This is a genomic window from Proteus sp. fly-1008 (assembly GCF_040140305.1).
Taxonomy (GTDB): Bacteria; Pseudomonadota; Gammaproteobacteria; order Enterobacterales; family Enterobacteriaceae; genus Proteus; species Proteus vulgaris_B.
The window spans coordinates 387,573-403,674 of record NZ_JBEEWH010000003.1 but is presented as its reverse complement, the minus strand read 5'-3'; the positions used below and the strand labels follow the sequence as shown (position 1 = coordinate 403,674).

At 35.1% G+C, this 16,102-nt stretch carries 11 protein-coding genes and 1 pseudogene; 4 read left to right on the top strand and 8 right to left on the bottom strand.

Annotated features, from left to right (window positions below):
* Positions 1-40: 40 nt before the first annotated feature.
* Genes ABN256_RS08245 through ABN256_RS08230 form a run of 4 tightly spaced genes read left to right on the top strand, consistent with a single transcriptional unit; the run spans position 41 to position 5,738 of the window.
* Complete coding sequence (locus ABN256_RS08245; protein ID WP_197268905.1) at positions 41-439, top strand: DUF6950 family protein; 399 nt, start codon at positions 41-43, stop codon at positions 437-439.
* Positions 439-3,894, top strand: a complete 3,456-nt coding sequence (locus tag ABN256_RS08240) for a phage tail tip fiber protein (protein WP_349439354.1) — start codon at positions 439-441, stop codon at positions 3,892-3,894. Before ABN256_RS08245 ends, ABN256_RS08240 begins: the two co-directional genes overlap by 1 nt.
* Positions 3,895-3,917: 23 nt before the next feature.
* A complete protein-coding gene (locus ABN256_RS08235; RefSeq protein WP_349439353.1) occupies positions 3,918-5,270 on the top strand; it encodes a phage tail fiber protein in 1,353 nt (450 codons plus the stop codon).
* 54 nt (positions 5,271-5,324) lie between these two features.
* Positions 5,325-5,738: a hypothetical protein gene (locus tag ABN256_RS08230; RefSeq protein ID WP_161737893.1), complete on the top strand. Its 414-nt coding sequence runs from the start codon at positions 5,325-5,327 to the stop codon at positions 5,736-5,738.
* Positions 5,739-5,821: 83 nt separating this feature from the next.
* Here ABN256_RS08230 and ABN256_RS08225 read toward each other — a convergent pair whose 3' ends face one another.
* The 8 genes and pseudogenes from ABN256_RS08225 to tssM all read right to left on the bottom strand — a co-directional run bounded on the left by ABN256_RS08225 (position 5,822) and on the right by tssM (position 16,102).
* Positions 5,822-5,986, bottom strand: a complete 165-nt coding sequence (locus ABN256_RS08225; protein WP_228407138.1) for a DNA polymerase III subunit theta — start codon at positions 5,984-5,986, stop codon at positions 5,822-5,824.
* A complete protein-coding gene (locus ABN256_RS19215; RefSeq protein WP_353853201.1) occupies positions 5,976-6,113 on the bottom strand; it encodes a YnfU family zinc-binding protein in 138 nt (45 codons plus the stop codon). Before ABN256_RS19215 ends, ABN256_RS08225 begins: the two co-directional genes overlap by 11 nt.
* Before the next feature lie 231 nt (positions 6,114-6,344).
* Positions 6,345-7,571, bottom strand: a complete 1,227-nt coding sequence (locus tag ABN256_RS08220) for a tyrosine-type recombinase/integrase (RefSeq protein ID WP_197268908.1) — start codon at positions 7,569-7,571, stop codon at positions 6,345-6,347.
* 214 nt (positions 7,572-7,785) lie between these two features.
* Positions 7,786-7,926, bottom strand: a pseudogene (locus tag ABN256_RS08215) (integrase); the annotation flags it as partial.
* A 578-nt stretch (positions 7,927-8,504) separates the two neighbouring features.
* A complete protein-coding gene (locus tag ABN256_RS08210) occupies positions 8,505-8,813 on the bottom strand; it encodes a helix-turn-helix domain-containing protein (protein WP_072070819.1) in 309 nt (102 codons plus the stop codon).
* A 570-nt stretch (positions 8,814-9,383) separates the two neighbouring features.
* Complete coding sequence (locus tag ABN256_RS08205; RefSeq protein WP_349439352.1) at positions 9,384-11,120, bottom strand: type VI secretion system baseplate subunit TssF; 1,737 nt, start codon at positions 11,118-11,120, stop codon at positions 9,384-9,386.
* Between the two features lie 59 nt (positions 11,121-11,179).
* Positions 11,180-12,511, bottom strand: a complete 1,332-nt coding sequence (locus ABN256_RS08200) for a VasL domain-containing protein (RefSeq protein ID WP_196553910.1) — start codon at positions 12,509-12,511, stop codon at positions 11,180-11,182.
* A gap of 39 nt (positions 12,512-12,550) precedes the next feature.
* Positions 12,551-16,102 (bottom strand): type VI secretion system membrane subunit TssM, encoded by a 3,552-nt coding sequence (tssM, locus tag ABN256_RS08195; protein WP_349439351.1) that lies wholly within the window; start codon positions 16,100-16,102, stop codon positions 12,551-12,553.

The following is a 16,102-nucleotide window of genomic DNA, read 5'->3' as shown; positions in this document are numbered from 1 at the left end:
AACCCACTTCGGTGGGTTTTTTGTTTTTTAAGAGGTCTTAATGAAACAACCAAACTGGACACTCCAGTTACCAGAAACCATAAGGGCGGCCATGAGTCGCCCTTTTTCATGGGGTGAATTTGACTGTTGTATTTTTGCCTCTGAATGTATTTACGCACAATGTGCTTTCTCGCCAATAAAACTCTTTCTTGGGCAATACAAAACCAAAGCGGAAGCCTTCAACCTTATTAAATCTAAATTTGGCTCACTTGATAAAGCGGTTTCCCACTACTTTAAATCTATTTCTGTTGATTCTGTACAGCGTGGGGATCTTGTCATGTTCAAGGGTGATGATGGGGACAGCATGGCCGTAGTATGGGCGGGTAATTATTGGGGAGTTACTTCTATTGGTGTTAGACCCGTGCAAATTAACCCTATCAAAGCGTGGAGAGTGGAATAATGGGCGGTAGTGGTGGATTACTTACAAAAGTGGTTGGCGCTGGGTTGATGATCGCAGGGTTGTTCAATGGTGGGATCACCGCGCCGTTAGGTATAGCATTAATGTCGGCAGGTATCGTAGTTCAAGTTGCCGGCTCTTTAATATTCAAACCGAAAATCCCCTCAATGAATTATCGTGACACTAGCGAACGAAAGCAAATGTTACGTTCTCCTTCTGCGTCAGAAACGGTCATTGTTGGCAAAACCGTTGCTTCTGGATTACTTTTCTTTGCTGAAGAAGAACCAGGAGAACAAGAGGAAAATGAAAAAATCACACTGGCGCTTGCTTTAGCTGGGCATTCTATCGATAGAGTGGGAAAAATTTGGCTTGGTGATGACCTCATTGAGACTTTTGGTGACAAAGCTTCGTGGGAACTACATAACGATAGGAAAGATGCTGACCCCTTTATGCTAAAAAACTGCCCGTCATGGAAAGAGGATATGATTGGGCGTGGTATGGCTTGGTTACGGGTGACGCTCACATTTGACCAAGAGAAATTCCCTTATGGTTTACCCAATGTGAAATGTGAAATTTGGGGCAAAAAACTCTTTGATCCACGTACAGGGAAAACAGAATGGTCGAATAATGGCGCGTTAGTTATTCTTGATTATTATAGAGATTATTTAAAGGTTCCTGATAGCGATATTGATTTTGAGAGCTTTAAGCAATCCGCAGATTTATGTGATGAAAGCGTAAGTGATGCTGAAAATGGCTCTGAGCGTCGATACACATTAAACGGTGCTTATGATCTAAATGAAAGCCCATCTAGTGTATTGGAAGCAATGCATAAATGTATTAATGCGGAGCCTACATTTACAGCAGGAAAACACGGCATTCAAGTTGGTGCATATTATGGGCCAGCATTGAAAACTATTACAGAATCACAACTTATTGATACCGTAACTTGTACTCCTGAAACGGGGCTAAAAGATGCCACTAATGCGGTGTACGGTACTTTCATTGACGCTGAGCAACTCTATGCCAAGACAGATTTTACGCCTGTTATTGTCAATGAATGGATAGAAGAGGATGGTTTAGAAATCAGGGAAAATGTTGATTACCGCTTTGTTACCAGTCCTTATCAAGCACAGCGACTAGCACGACAATACTTGCGCAAAAAGAAAGCCGGTAGACGTGTTCAACTGACAATGAATTTGGATGGTTATGCGTATCGCCCCGGTGAAGTTGTTTTATTAGATTTACCTTCTTTAAATATTAGTGGGCTTGAGTTTCGTATTGCTGAATGGACCTTTCATGCTTTAGAGGGTGTTTCTCTTACATTAGAAGAAGATGGCGCTTATTTATATGAGGATGTGATTGGTAAACCCTTTGTTAGACCTCCATTCACTAAACTACCTACAGGTGGTGTAGCAGCACCCATTAATCTGGCCTTTGTTCCACTTTCTGTCACAGACATTGTTCAGGGATATATCTCATGGCAGAACGTGGCATCTGATATTCGTTATAACACAGTTAATATTCTCCAGAATGGCAAGGTTATACAGTCTATTCAGGTACCGGGGGAGCGTGTTGATATAAACGGTTTAACTCGAGGCACTTATCGTGTCGAAGTGAGAGCAATTAATGTCGCTGGTGCTATGTCTGCGCCTGCTATTAGTGATTTTGCAATTCAGGCACCGCCAGCACCAATCAGTGTTGAAATAACGCCAGGTATGTTCAGTTTAACGGCATCACCAAGACAAGGCGATAGTACTGTCTTTGGTTATACCTTTGAGTTTTGGTTTAGCGAGAAAAAACTCGCCAATCTCTCTGAAAATGAGGTGATCACCAAAACAAACAAAGTTGGCCAAGGAAACTTCTGGACGCAAGAGAATTTAAAAGCAGGACATACGTATTATTTTTATGTTCGGACAATCAACAGCTATGGCAAATCATCGTTTGTGGAAGCTTCGGGTATTCCAGTTTCATTGCCAGACGACATATTTGATGATTTAGATAACACAGTTAGAGAAACGGACGCGTTTAAAGAGCTCGATAAAAAGCTTGATTGGAATGCTGAGACAGCGATTATTTTAAGTAATACGAGCCATCGTAATCTTAGACAGCTGTTAGTGAAACATGCCGAATCTCAGGCCGGCATTAGTGAGCTATGGCAAGCTAACGCAACTCAAGAAGAAGCATGGGCGCAGGAAGTCAAAGAAATTTACTCTGCGGTTGGTGATAACACGTCTGCAATTAAAGAAACTCAAACGTCAATTACTGAGCTAAATAAGGCGTTCGGTCAAACAACTACGGAGATCCGCACAGAGTTAAAAACGGCTAATGACACAACAAATAAACGCATTGATAGCACTAACCAAGATTTAGCTAACACTAATCAGAAGTTAGGCAACACAGATAAGGAAATGGGGCGTATAGCTGCGGATGTTGTGACAAATAAGGAGGCTATTAGTAAAACAAATGAGGCAATGGCTAAATCTGAAGAGCAGGTACAAGCTCAATTCGGTGAACAGCAGGGCATGATTAACCAGAAAATGCAGGCTGAATTTAGTCAGACAGGCGATGGTGTTGTCACGCACTCAATTAATATCACAATTATTCATGACAAAGTTAAATATAACGCAGCAGGACAAGTGATCAGCGCTCAAGTTAAGAATGGAAAGCTTGAAAGTTTCTTTGGTTATAACGCGAATAACTTTGCTTGGTATAACCCAGCAAATGGCAAGATGGAATTATTCATGTATGCCAAAAATGGGCAATTGTTTATTCGAGATTTATTTATTGAAGATGGTTCTATTACAAACGCAAAAATAGGGAATGTTATTCAATCAAATAATTATGTGATGGGAAAATCAGGTTGGATAATTAATAAAAATGGGTTTGCTGAGTTTCAGAATATAAAAGCAAGAGGGGAAATAGAGGCAACTTCTGGACGTTTAAAAAATGTTGTTATTGAGAAGAGTTGTGAAATACTCGGAACGTTAAATGTTGAGAACTTAGAAGGGAATATAGTTACAGTTACTCAAGATGTTTATCGTAGTCTCTCTTTCCCTCATAGTGAAATTGTTGAATTATTTAAAGTTAAACGAAGAACTCAAAAGTGTTTTATATGGGTGCAAGGTGCATTAAATCCATACGAAAGAATACCAAATAATGGTGTCAGGGTAGAGAACAGAGCGGCATTTGCATACCGCGCACCCGGCTACGGTTATAATGGAGGAGAAGCCGATATCTATATTGATGGGATCATTCAGCCCAAACCTAACACCTACAACATGGAGGGGCTAGCATCGCCTGATTTTTATGCTGTAAATGAGTTTGTGCTGGAATTAGGCCCGGGTGAAGGTGTTGCCAGTATAGGCATAAAAATCCCTCGACTCGACAATCAAACGACACGTTTTATTATGCGAGCCAGAATAATCGTATTTCCAGATAATCAAGATGTTATTTTTTAATTAAACCATGGAATAAATCAATTATGATATACACAACAGGCACTGTTAACACAGTGTCAGGGTCTGCTATTGTCCGCGGAACTGGCACTAAATTTAAAAATAATAATCCCGCCATTAATATTGGAATGACGATTTTAATTAAATCGGGAAACACGAATATTCCGTATATGATTAAATCCGTTAATTCCGATACTGAATTAGTATTAGCACAACCTGCATTAGCCACAGCAACTAACACCACATTCTCAATTCATATTACTGAGCCAGATAATAATAGTGATGCAGCAAGAACCATGGTTGCAATAAATGCATACACACAATATTTCCTTGATGCAATGAATACATGGATGAGTGAAACAGGGCAGACAAAAATTGAGATGCCAAATGGTGAAGTTATCACACTCGATAGCATTAAGAAGATGCAAGGGGATATTAGTAGTAAAGCAGATTTAACTTTATCAAAAACACAATCATTCATATCAGCGATAGAAGCAACAACGAAGCTAACTTCAAAATCAGCGGATGGTAAAACATCAATATCATTAACGACCAGCAATGCAGGTGGAACCAATATAGAATTAAATTCTGCATCGGGTTATAACGGGATACAGATACCAAAAAAATCAGGTACTCTTATGCTTGTTGGAGACTACGGTATCGGCAATAGGGAACCGACTCTAGCTGATGCTCTTGAGCCAACAAAAACTATAGATAAAACCCAGCTTATCCGCTCTTATGGAGGTGGTAACTTAAGGTGGGGGGTTGGAATGCTTGGGTTTTATGCAGGATCTAATCATTGGGGAGCGTTCACGTTTAATGATTTTACATTTAATGTTCATTGGGATATGAATGGAACAGTATCACAATATTATGCATGGACTAGTAAAAATACAACCACTGACCCACAAGGCTTCATCAAAAAAGCCTCCCCAGTTATTAACATCAACCCCGATGGCACATTTACCACTAACGATGAATCAGAAGGCGCTACGGTTACTCGAGTATCCCAGGGGGAATATCTTATCGAAGGCGTTTTGGGCTTTAACTCAGATGCAGGCTGGGGCGGTGTTGATGGCGGTATTGAAATTCCACTCGATGTAAATAAACAACCACTTATTTGGGTGGATTCTGAAGTTAATGAGGACGGTTCGATTCTCGTCAAAACGTATCACCGAACTCATCCTAATGCACCTAAATTCGCCCGAAATGATATTGACGGCTATAATGACGGCGACCCAATTGATATCCCTGATGGTCGTTTTATTTCCGTTCGTGTGCAGATGCCAGAGCAATCAATCTATAACGTGAGAATGCGTAAGATGGAAGAAGCGCAGAAAGCGGAAGAGGAACGTAGACAACAAGAAGAGGAAGTTTAATATAATAATTAGAGTGCTACACTAAAATATTATCATGTATAAGTTAGGTGTTTTATGAAGATTAGAGAAAATGATTTTTGGGTTTATTTTTCATCTAAAAATGAAAGTAATAACACAAATAATGACAAAATTGGTAAGTGGATGTATTTTTTTAATGATGCGGAATTCACAGATAAAATATGTCAAAAAGCAATTTTAAATAGCGTAGTCGAGCATTGTAAATATACGAATAATGCTGAATCTGGAGTTGCGTGTTTTTACTTAAATATTGATGACATTGAAGGGCATAAAAAAGTTATTAAGTTTTTTTTAGATAATAAATTAATTCCTATAAATAAATCAGGTAAATTTAAGAATATATCATTCAAATTAGACATGCAGACAATGAATCGGGAATATGGAGACAAGTTTGAAGGTAAGTTGTCATTAGAGCATTTTATTGATTTGAGTTCTGGTATTTTTAAGTGATATAAAATCAGGACACCAATAAGACACCAAAAATTGATAACTGATTGATTATATAACTCAGTTGGCCCAATCGAGCATCGGCGCTACTCCGTTTTCAAATACTGCACTGAATTACCATCTGGCAGTTTCTTGCTTCTCTCACGATAAAACGCTAATCGTTCATTAAAATACTCGCGCAAATGTGCTGGTTGTTGTCGTTCAACGTCTACGGCAACAACTGGCATATTGAGTTTAGTTTTATATTTTATTGAAATAAAACATGTAACCGCAATTCGGACACAATAAGATTAGGTTTTTCTTAAGTTTATGTTTGTTTTGTTTGGCAACATAAGAACAACTTGGGCAGGTAACTTCTACTAGTGCGTCTTGAAACATTCTTATCACATTAAAAGCTTTCATATCTTTCACCCATTATAGGGATATCGTGATTCAGTGTACGTTACTTTGTACTAAAATGCTCAATTTTTGTTCTTTTATTTGTAGAGTTCAATGTTGATAACTGATTTCTATGACAATGACAGGCATATAGAGCCATTCTCATTTTTAGCATTCCTTATTGTGGGTTACATCTATCCGACAATAAGGAATTTAAATGATATATAAATACTATGCTTCTTTTAGAGACGATAGTTTTTCACACCATGTATCAAGCGTTTCTCGTTTTTCTCTTAAATAATCATATCTATCATAATGCTTTTGAGAAACTCCTGGTCTTTTGTGGTTTTGCACCATATCCCTTAACTCAGAACTTATTCCCATTTCTCCAGCCAATGTTTTGAATGTTCTTCTCACATCTCTAGGTGTAAATTTCTCAAACTCATTTTTCTTACAAAATTTATTTAATTGTTTAGCGTATTCAGACGTTAGCAAGTGTCTTTCTTTAGTATCAGCAGGGAAAAGATAATTTGATGTTGGATACAATAGTTCTTGGATATTAAGAATATCAATAGCAGACTGTACCAGTGGAATGACATGATAATCGCCTGTTTTTGAAATATGAGGTGGAACCGTTAATGTATTGTTCTTTTTATCCCAATTGTCGCGAGTATTGGCCAGAATTTCCCATGGCCTTTGTCCTGCGGAATAAACGCAAAATAGAAATAGACGCGCATAATCTGAGTTAATAGGGCATTCGATGGTGGGCTTATTGAATAGCTCTAATAATAGCTTCAACTCATCCCATGATAAAAATCTATCTAACGCTTTATCTGCACCTTTTTGTCTAGGAACCACAGTGACAGGATTTCGTTCCAATCCATAAATAACGCGCTCGTTTATTTTTGCTGGATCATTATCGGCAAACAAACCGAAGTTGAATACCGCATGTAGATTTGCTCTTACTTTGTTCGAACCTGCCAAAGCACCTCGGGAGATAAACTCAGAAAGTATTCTTTTTATATGATCTGGAGTCACATCTTTTGCAGGCATAGAGGCATCAATATGCTTACTATCTAGAACCTGATTTAGTCTGTTTTGAGTTTTATCATATGAACGCTTGCCTTGTCGTTTTTGATCTTCAATGTAATCATCAAAAAGCTGTTTTACTGTGGCGTGTTCATATTTTATTCTCTCTGGGGATGATGATTCGGTAGCAGCTGCTACGGATTTTACTGCAGCATCTGCTAGTGATAAATTAGGGTAATCACCAAGCGATATAAATTTCTCTTTTCCATCTTTGAAGTAGCGGTAGACGAAAACTTTTCTTCCAGATGGATATGTTTTTACACCAAGGCGTCCGGTGCCTCTAGTCGCTGATGCTTGCCAAGTATAATACGCAGATTTCTTTGGTTTCAGTCCTCGTATTTTACTATCAGTCAGTAATACGCTAGCCATAACTAATTTCCATTGCGGGTCAAGTAACGGGTCAAGTAACGAAGAAATGATATGAAACTAGCTGAAATCATGCAAGGTATATAAATCCTTGTAAATCAAAAAGATGAAATCTCATGAAATTATATAAAACTCAATGAAATCAGTATATAACGCCCTTCTAAGCCGTAGGTCACAGGTTCGAATCCTGTAGGGCGTACCATTTAAAATCAACACCTTACGCTAATTTCAATCCAACTTGGTTTTTGCTTTGTGTCGTATTTGTGTCGTTATCATTAAAAACGCCATCGATTTTACGTGCATGTTCTGTCAGATTTGGTGCTAAATGAGCATACCTTCTTACCATTTCTATGCTTTCCTAGCTTCGTATCTCTTGTATAGATTAAATTAACATCTATTTAAGTAGGTAATATAACTATTTATTTAAAAATGTGGTGCTAATGGCATCGTCTCAAAATACACTACTTCTTCTTTTTAATGTAATAAAATCAATAGAGTAAATTGTAAAAATTAATTAGATCTATATTGCGTAATTAATACATCTGTTTTTTTACTTTTATTTATTACTGTTTTTGATGATTAAGATAAAGGGGATGATGTAAAAAACTATTAATTGTTACTGTGCTATTTTTATTTCTAGTTGGCTGGATGAGTATTTTAATATTGAAGAATTTGATAATTTATCATCAAAAGAAATAGCGGCTTATTTGGTGGGAGATTCCAATAAAAAATTATCTTTTATACCAGAAATTTTATTAAAACATTTAACTCCTAAAAAATTAACAATTTATTTTTTATTTTAACAACAAATCAATCGATTGATTGTGTAAGTGGATAATATTTTATTTAATATAACGAAAGTAAAAATTAAGGCTTTTATTTGTTAAAATAGCTTAGATGTTAAATCAGCTAATATTAGACAAATTTCTTTATTTTTTATTTAAGACTACGACGCTTTCTATTTCTTGAGACAACAATATCACTTGATGATAAGGCTGTTTGAGCCCATGTATTTATCATGGGAGACATTACTTCAGAATGAAGCAATAAGCTTTGTGGAGAAACTCCTAATATTAGGGCTATGGTAATTAATTGATCTACCGTTATTTTTATGTGGCCATTTTCTAAACGTGAATAGTGTTGCTGGCTTATTCCAATTTTTCGGCCCATTTCAACACCACTTATTTTTAATTGTTTTCTTTTCTGCTTAATTCGTTGACCTACCACAATACTAATTGTGTTCATATTTATTTCTCCTTTTTAAAAGATAGTATCGTAAAAATACCTAAAGATCGATATTAGCGATCAAAAATCAGTTATTGATAGCTAATAACTATTAATATTTGCTTATTAAAAGATTTAAACCGTTTTACCTAAATCAACTATTTAGATAAATTATGTCAGCATTTAATGGTTTTTTTGTTTGTTAATGGCGAAATAAGAGTGTTAAATAAGAATAATATGATTTAAGAAAATTTGGTATGAGAAGTGAAACTACTCTTTTATAGAGTTGTGGTGATGAGGTGGATCAATAAATATACGTATTTTGTGCCTATGCCTAATAAACCAGTTTTCAATGATTCGGATTTTTATTATAAAATTATATTTTTGATGTTTTTTATGTCCAACTATAAACTCTGTTAATTGGTTTTTTAAAACTATATTTATATTAAAGTAATAAGTTTTTTATAACATCATTGTTGAAATAAAGAGATGTATTAGTTTCAATAAAAAATAGATCTGATAATTTATTATATTCTTTGTTTACTTGGAAAATAAGATTAAAAAAAGAGCCCTATTGAAGGCTCTTTTTTATCACAATAACGACTTATAACCCTTTAATGGGGATGGTGATAAAAACCATTTTATTTTATCATCATTTTTAAATTTAACCTTCATTTCTAATAACATATTCTCTGACAAACAAAATGGAAAAAAATGATAAAGATGCGAAACGAAAATAAATGCATCTCCTTCATTTTCAAAACAATCAATATCAATGGTTAAGGTTAAAGATAGGCAACGGTGTGGCTTACCTTTTAAAATGTAATCATAAGTATAACTATTTAAATCAATACATCCTTCTAATGATTTTTTTATTTTTCTTGTGATCTGTTTATCTAGTTCTGCATAAATTAAATAGTCACTAAGCATATTTTTTATTGTTGAAATAGACATTAGCATAAATGCATTAGCACTATAATGTGATAATAAATGCCAATAACATTTATCGTCAACAATAGGAGGGAAACATTCTGATAATGGTGTGATATTTTTAATTAATAAATTATCAGGCATATTTTCACTATGCGCATTTAATACACCAATACGGTTATCCTTATATTTTTCAAAGCCAATATAGGTACAAGAAAAATGTAAACTAGGTGGTGAGATAAGTGCTTCACCTTTGTTATCATAAAAATGAATAATGTAAAATGTGCGTCCAGTAATATCTTTATCTATAGTTAATGAGTAAAAAAGAGAATTTTGATATTGAGGTAGTAGACGAGATGCTGAGGTTAACTCTGTTATTGAATAAAAATGACAATAAATACCTCGTTCTTTTTCATGAGGTTCAAGTGATAGCATGATTTCAGATAAATTTGAAAGGTAGTGGTTATCAGGGATTGGCAATAAATAAGATGACTTATTCTCTTGGAAATCAAGAATAACGGTATGTTCTTTCTCTTTATCAACGGTAGGAACGCAATTAAGTAAAAAACAGTTTTGACACTGTTCTTTTGTTAATGAAATTTGCTTATTTAAATAGATATTAATCGTAAATATAGTGCTTTTTTTCCAATCTAATTCCTTGAGAATATTTAGAATATCTAAGCTAATAAAGTGATGAACATGAGGAAGATACAATCCTTCAAGTAATTGTTGTGGTGCTTTTGGGGTATTTTCTGATTGCGAAAAAATAGGATAGTTTTTACCTATTTGAGTATTAAAGCAAAATGTTGCGTTATCACCATGATAATTTTTATCTGCGTGTTTTAATTCAATATAGTCAAAATGTTGAGTTAGTCCAAGCAATAAAATATCAGCAATATTTTTGATAGGACTAAGAAATAAATTAAGTGAGCAAGATTGTGTATGCTCAATATTACCAAGATATTTAAAAGTCAAAGAGATACAGCTTTTATTGGGTTGATGTGTCACTTTCTTCTTAATAAGAGAATAAGGCTCAATATATAAATCACGACAAGTTGAAAAACATGCATTATTATCACCTAATACACTACTATTTTTAGGAATAAAATAACTGTAATTAATCTCTTTTTCACAACTAATTTGAATAATTGATGTTGATGGTACACCTTTAATTGCTTGAGAGCCTAATCGTTGTAATAAAGGAAGTGTAATTTCAGGAAATGCATCATCAATTTTTTCTTGTAAATGAGCAGAAAGAAAAGCAAATCCCTCCATTAAATAACCTGTTTGTGGATCGTCTGGTTCTAAGACTTCTGCTAAGTGTGGTTTTTTTTGTGCGTAGGATTTTGCCAGTTTTTGTAGGTATTGCCTTTCTTTTAAATATTTAATTTCACTCATGTTAATGTAATATCTGCCTTTTAATAATAAATAATATCTATTGTGATTTTTTGTTATTTTTAATAAGAGTAAGGTTTTAATCCTAATTCTTCCGCTTCTTTTTGAAGGAAATAATATCGTGCTAATAACCCATTAACGTCTGCATCAAGATTATTAATTAATGCGGGTGAAATAATCTGCTCTTTATTTATTGTCTGTGAAAATTCATACAGCTTATTTTCAATTGGAATAGCTTTGTTATGACTTTTTTGTATTTCATAAACAGCTGTTTTTAAATAAGAAAGAGTGAAACTGCCTCGATTACGTTCTTGTTGAACAATTCTGTCAGAAAGTTGTTGGATTAATTTATTGGTATCAGACCAACTGCTGTCAATAGGTGCATTTTCTAATCGTGTAGTGAGGGTATTTTGCCATTGTCGTGTTGCGTAAGATTGATCAGCATTATTAGGCCAAAGCTTTTTAGCCACATCCAACATATGCTCCGATTTTCTTAGTGCAAATAGAGGAGACTGTTTTTCCATTAAAATAAGATTATTTGCGTATGAACTGATATTAGGTTGATATAACCACTGTGTAATAGCACCTTCAGGTTGAGCAGTAATTGCGGAGAGTTCTTTTTGCATTGGTAGATAAATAGCCACACTAATAGCAACAAAAATAGCACTGCTGCTTAATAATCCAATAAAAAAGCCTTTTTTTGCACTCATGGTTTTTTTCTCAATAGGCGGATCGTCATATAAAACAACTTCGGCGATAGGATTAGGTTTAGAAACGTTATTTTCTTTCAGTTCATCAGATGGGCTGATATAGACAATAGGGGGGATCTTAACCGTGGCATTATTATTTTTTTGTGTTGTACTTTTTGTTGTTTGCTCTAAGGTTTTTGCTGCATTTTGGAAAAACCAGAGTAAATTTTCTAGCTTTGGTAATTTAGGCCAATCTGTATGAGTAATTTGATCAATAATTAATTGTAGCGCTCTTTCTGAACGATAAATTAAACGTAAATCAGAAGGGGAAAAGGTTAATTGACGTAATAAAGTACCCGCTTTGGTATTAAACCAATTTAATACATCACATCGATGATTTGATTGGAAAGGCCAAAGATTATCCCATTGACTCACCACAATATTGGCGAGCAATTCACATCCTTCTGTAAAACCATTTAGCCCATTAAGATGAAGGCGAGCAAGCGTATAATAAACACCACTTTGCAAGTCGATACCGTGAGTTTTAAATAACGTTAATGAAAGAGACTCAATAAGTGTCCAACTGATCTCAGGCTGAGAAGGATGATTGAGTTTATTAAATTCCGCTTTTAATGCGATAAATTCAGGGATATCTAAAGGAGACCCCGCAATTTTTATCACAAATTTTTCTTTTGGCGTATTCATGAAATATCCTATCCCCCCATAAATATGAGGGGAAATCAGTTAATAAAGGGTTTCTGGTAATTTGAAGCGCGTAAATAATCCACCAAAGAAAGGATTATTAGATTCATCGATTGTGATCCGATATGTCATATCACCACCATCAAGAGTGAATTTCACATCGAAAGAATGTGGTTTTATGTTGGTAAGTCTGCCACCATTAATCAGTCGCATTTGTGCCCAAGGACCGCTAAATAAAATAGCGCGCGGTGATTTATCGCCAGAAATGGGTACTAAGGTGAGTTTGCTTTCAACATTTGAACGCATTGAATTGGGCCAAACCATATGTACGGTATGGCTTCTGCCGTGTGAATAATCAAGTAATTGACCATCAAGATTTAAAATACTACGACGCTTATTGCCTGTTAGTGATAGTGCTTCAATGGCAAATTGTGCTTCTAAATTGCCTTGTGCATTGAAGAATGTATTTCTAATTCGATTTGCTATTTCAAGTTGTTCTAATACATCCGGACGAATAAGTGACTGACCATCGCTATTTTCAATTAAGTTATTTTCAACAAAAAGGCGTAGATTTTGCTGGTAGAAGCTATCTAATGTACCGTTAGGTTTAAAAAAGCGTTCAAACTCACTTAAAGGTACATCTTGTGTAGTAGCTGTGTTAAACGGATAACGACCTATAATGTAGGTATGATATTGCTTAACGACGGTTTCATTCCACTCAACTTCCATATAGCGAATTGCTTCTTTTTGCACAACATTCCAAGCTTGATCCGCTAATTGACCTACCCAACGATTCATTGGTTCAGGCAATGTTTTAGCCGATTGAGATAATTCAAAGATAATGTCACGATTATTATCGTCAAGACGGGATGTCACCGCTTTTAATGCGGCTTTACCTGGTACAGGTGAATTATAAATACCTAATAAATAACGATGCAGTTCATTTAATTTTTGATTGAGGTTCTGTAAATTCTCACCATTATTGCTGACAAGAATTTCAGTTTGAGGTGCAAATTCTTTATCTAACCGTATGAGTAATTTGTATTTTAATTCATCCATTAATGCTTTTTGGTCAGCAATAGGCAGTGAACTATCTATTTTTGGTAATGTTGTGTTATCTCTTAATACTTGTAATGCTCGCCGTATTGGTTGCTCACCACTAATAATTTGTTCTAATGCATTAATCTCATCTTGTAGTGATTCAAACTCTCTTATTTCAAGGTTACTGATAGCGGCACGCCATTGAGCTGTATAATCATTAAGATATTGTTCCGTGATTTGGCGTTGGATCTCTTTTCGATCATTTTCACTATATTGAGTATTTATACTTAAATTCAAGACCCATGCATCTAAAAAGGTCAGATCCACTAGCTCATCATTATGTTGAGTAAAGTAGTTTGTTAACCCATACAGAGTAAGAAGCTGAGGCATTTGAAGTTTATCTTCATTTATGGCAGCAAAAATATTGTCAAAACTAGGGCCAACTTGATGACGTATATTTAATGGCGATGAAAGCATTTGGTTCGCTTTAAGGCGTAATGTTTGGTAAACACGTTGATAAAGAGGTAGACGGCTCAACTCTTTTTGCGCTGTATTAATAGATTGAGTAAAGGGCGCAAAAGCATTAATTGCCGTTGTTTCTCCAGCTTTACGTTGAGCTTGCCAATCGGTATGTTTTAATGCGTATTGCAAATGTGACATTAATTGAAATTGGATATCACGCTGGCCCGTAAATAAGTGACTCCAATAATTAGCCATAAAGTTTTCAACAATCTCATTATTGCGTCCACTTTTGTCTTCAAGCATGCGCATAATGCGTAATATCTCTAGTTTTTCTTCGCTTCCAGCTTTTGCTTTATTTAACTCAATAAGTAAAGAATTCATTATTGAAGGCAAATAATGTTCTGTTATTAATTGAAGATAAACATTTTCGACGTAAGGGCCGACATTCTTTCCTTGATATAACCCAAGATCAGAAAATAGGTTATTTTTCTCACGATAATTACCGTAAGCTAATGTGGCATCTAATAATGGATTTAATACAGCAAGTTGCTCTTTTCCTGCGGTATTTGTTGTTATTGTGGTATCCGACGCGCGAAAGGCTTTAACTTCATTAAGTACATTTTCACCAGATTGATAGTTCTTGCTGTAATAGTGGCTCCAGCCATTCCACAAAGCGATAATACCAACAAAACTGATAGCAGAAGCTAATAGAACTCTTCTACGATGCTTTTTAAGCCAAAATTGACTTTCAGCAGCCAGATTGGGCTCTGATAGCAAAACATCTTGAAAAAGTGATTGTGTAAAATAGCTGTGAGTCTCAGCAATTGGCCAAGTCGCTAAAGGTGCTGTTGGTAAATGATATTGCACCGATGCTGTTTGGCTAAAGATATTATCAACTTGCCCGACTTGTGTTGCAGATGTGAGATACACACCACGTAATTGAATATCCTGTTGCTTATCACTAGATGTTAGCGCATCAATTAGATTGATTACGTTACTTTTCAATCCTTGAATTTGTCTAATAAAGCTAAATAATTTAGTGCGTTGGCTTTCATCTACACGATTAATCATCATCTCAGGAAGGGCGCTATTCATTTGGCTTACCCATTGGTCCCAAAATGTATTTAGCTCTTTTTCCCAGCTATTTTTGTTATTTAATTGAAATGTCACACCCAAAATTTCATCACGTTGTTTCGTTTCTAATGATTGGAACATCGCATCAAATCCCTGTAATAAATCGAGTTTTGTAAATACGATATAAATAGGTAATTGACTATTAAATGTGATGCGAATTTCTTGTAACCGCATATGCAATGAGGCAATAAATTGGCTATTTTTCTCTTTGTCGTTTGTCAGAAGTTGTAATAAATCGATAGTAAGAATAATGCCATTCATTGGTTGACGTGTACGATGTTCATTTAACCAACCTAGTAACTCATTCCATAGTCGGTGATAAAGTTTTGGTTTTTCTAAAATGAGATTAGGCTGTGTAATTAACTTCCCTTCAGGTATTAATAATATCGCTTGATCGGCGAGTTGCATGTTTATATGTAAAGACAGTTTTTGCTGTTCGTTAACAATATTTTCAATAGGCGCAATATCTAAGGTATTTAGGCTATTTTTTAATAAGGTATTTTTGCCACTTTCGTCAGTACCTAAAACAAAATACCAAGGCTTTTGATAAAGCGCATTAGTGTGTCCATTTTGATGTTTAATAAACTGCGATTTCCAGTAATTTAAATAACGAGTTTGGTGTTCAATATCATTACGGACAGGATCAACAATGGCTAATTCTACTTCTAATTTCAGTCCTTCAAGTTTTTTTACCCGAAGCCATGTTGCAATTCCAATCCAACTGACAACCACTAAAATAGTGATAACAGTAGCTAACCAACGTGCGCTAAGTGAGCGTAATGGATAGCCACCTTTAAATTCATAGTTTGCTCCCCACCACCAGATCCAAATAACAAACAACGCAGGAATTAAAGCAACTAAAAGTAAAAATAGGGATTTAATTTTTGATTTATCAGAAAAGAAAATTTTTTTTATAAAATCTGCTATTTTTTTTCCAGAAAGAAATGACCAATTCAT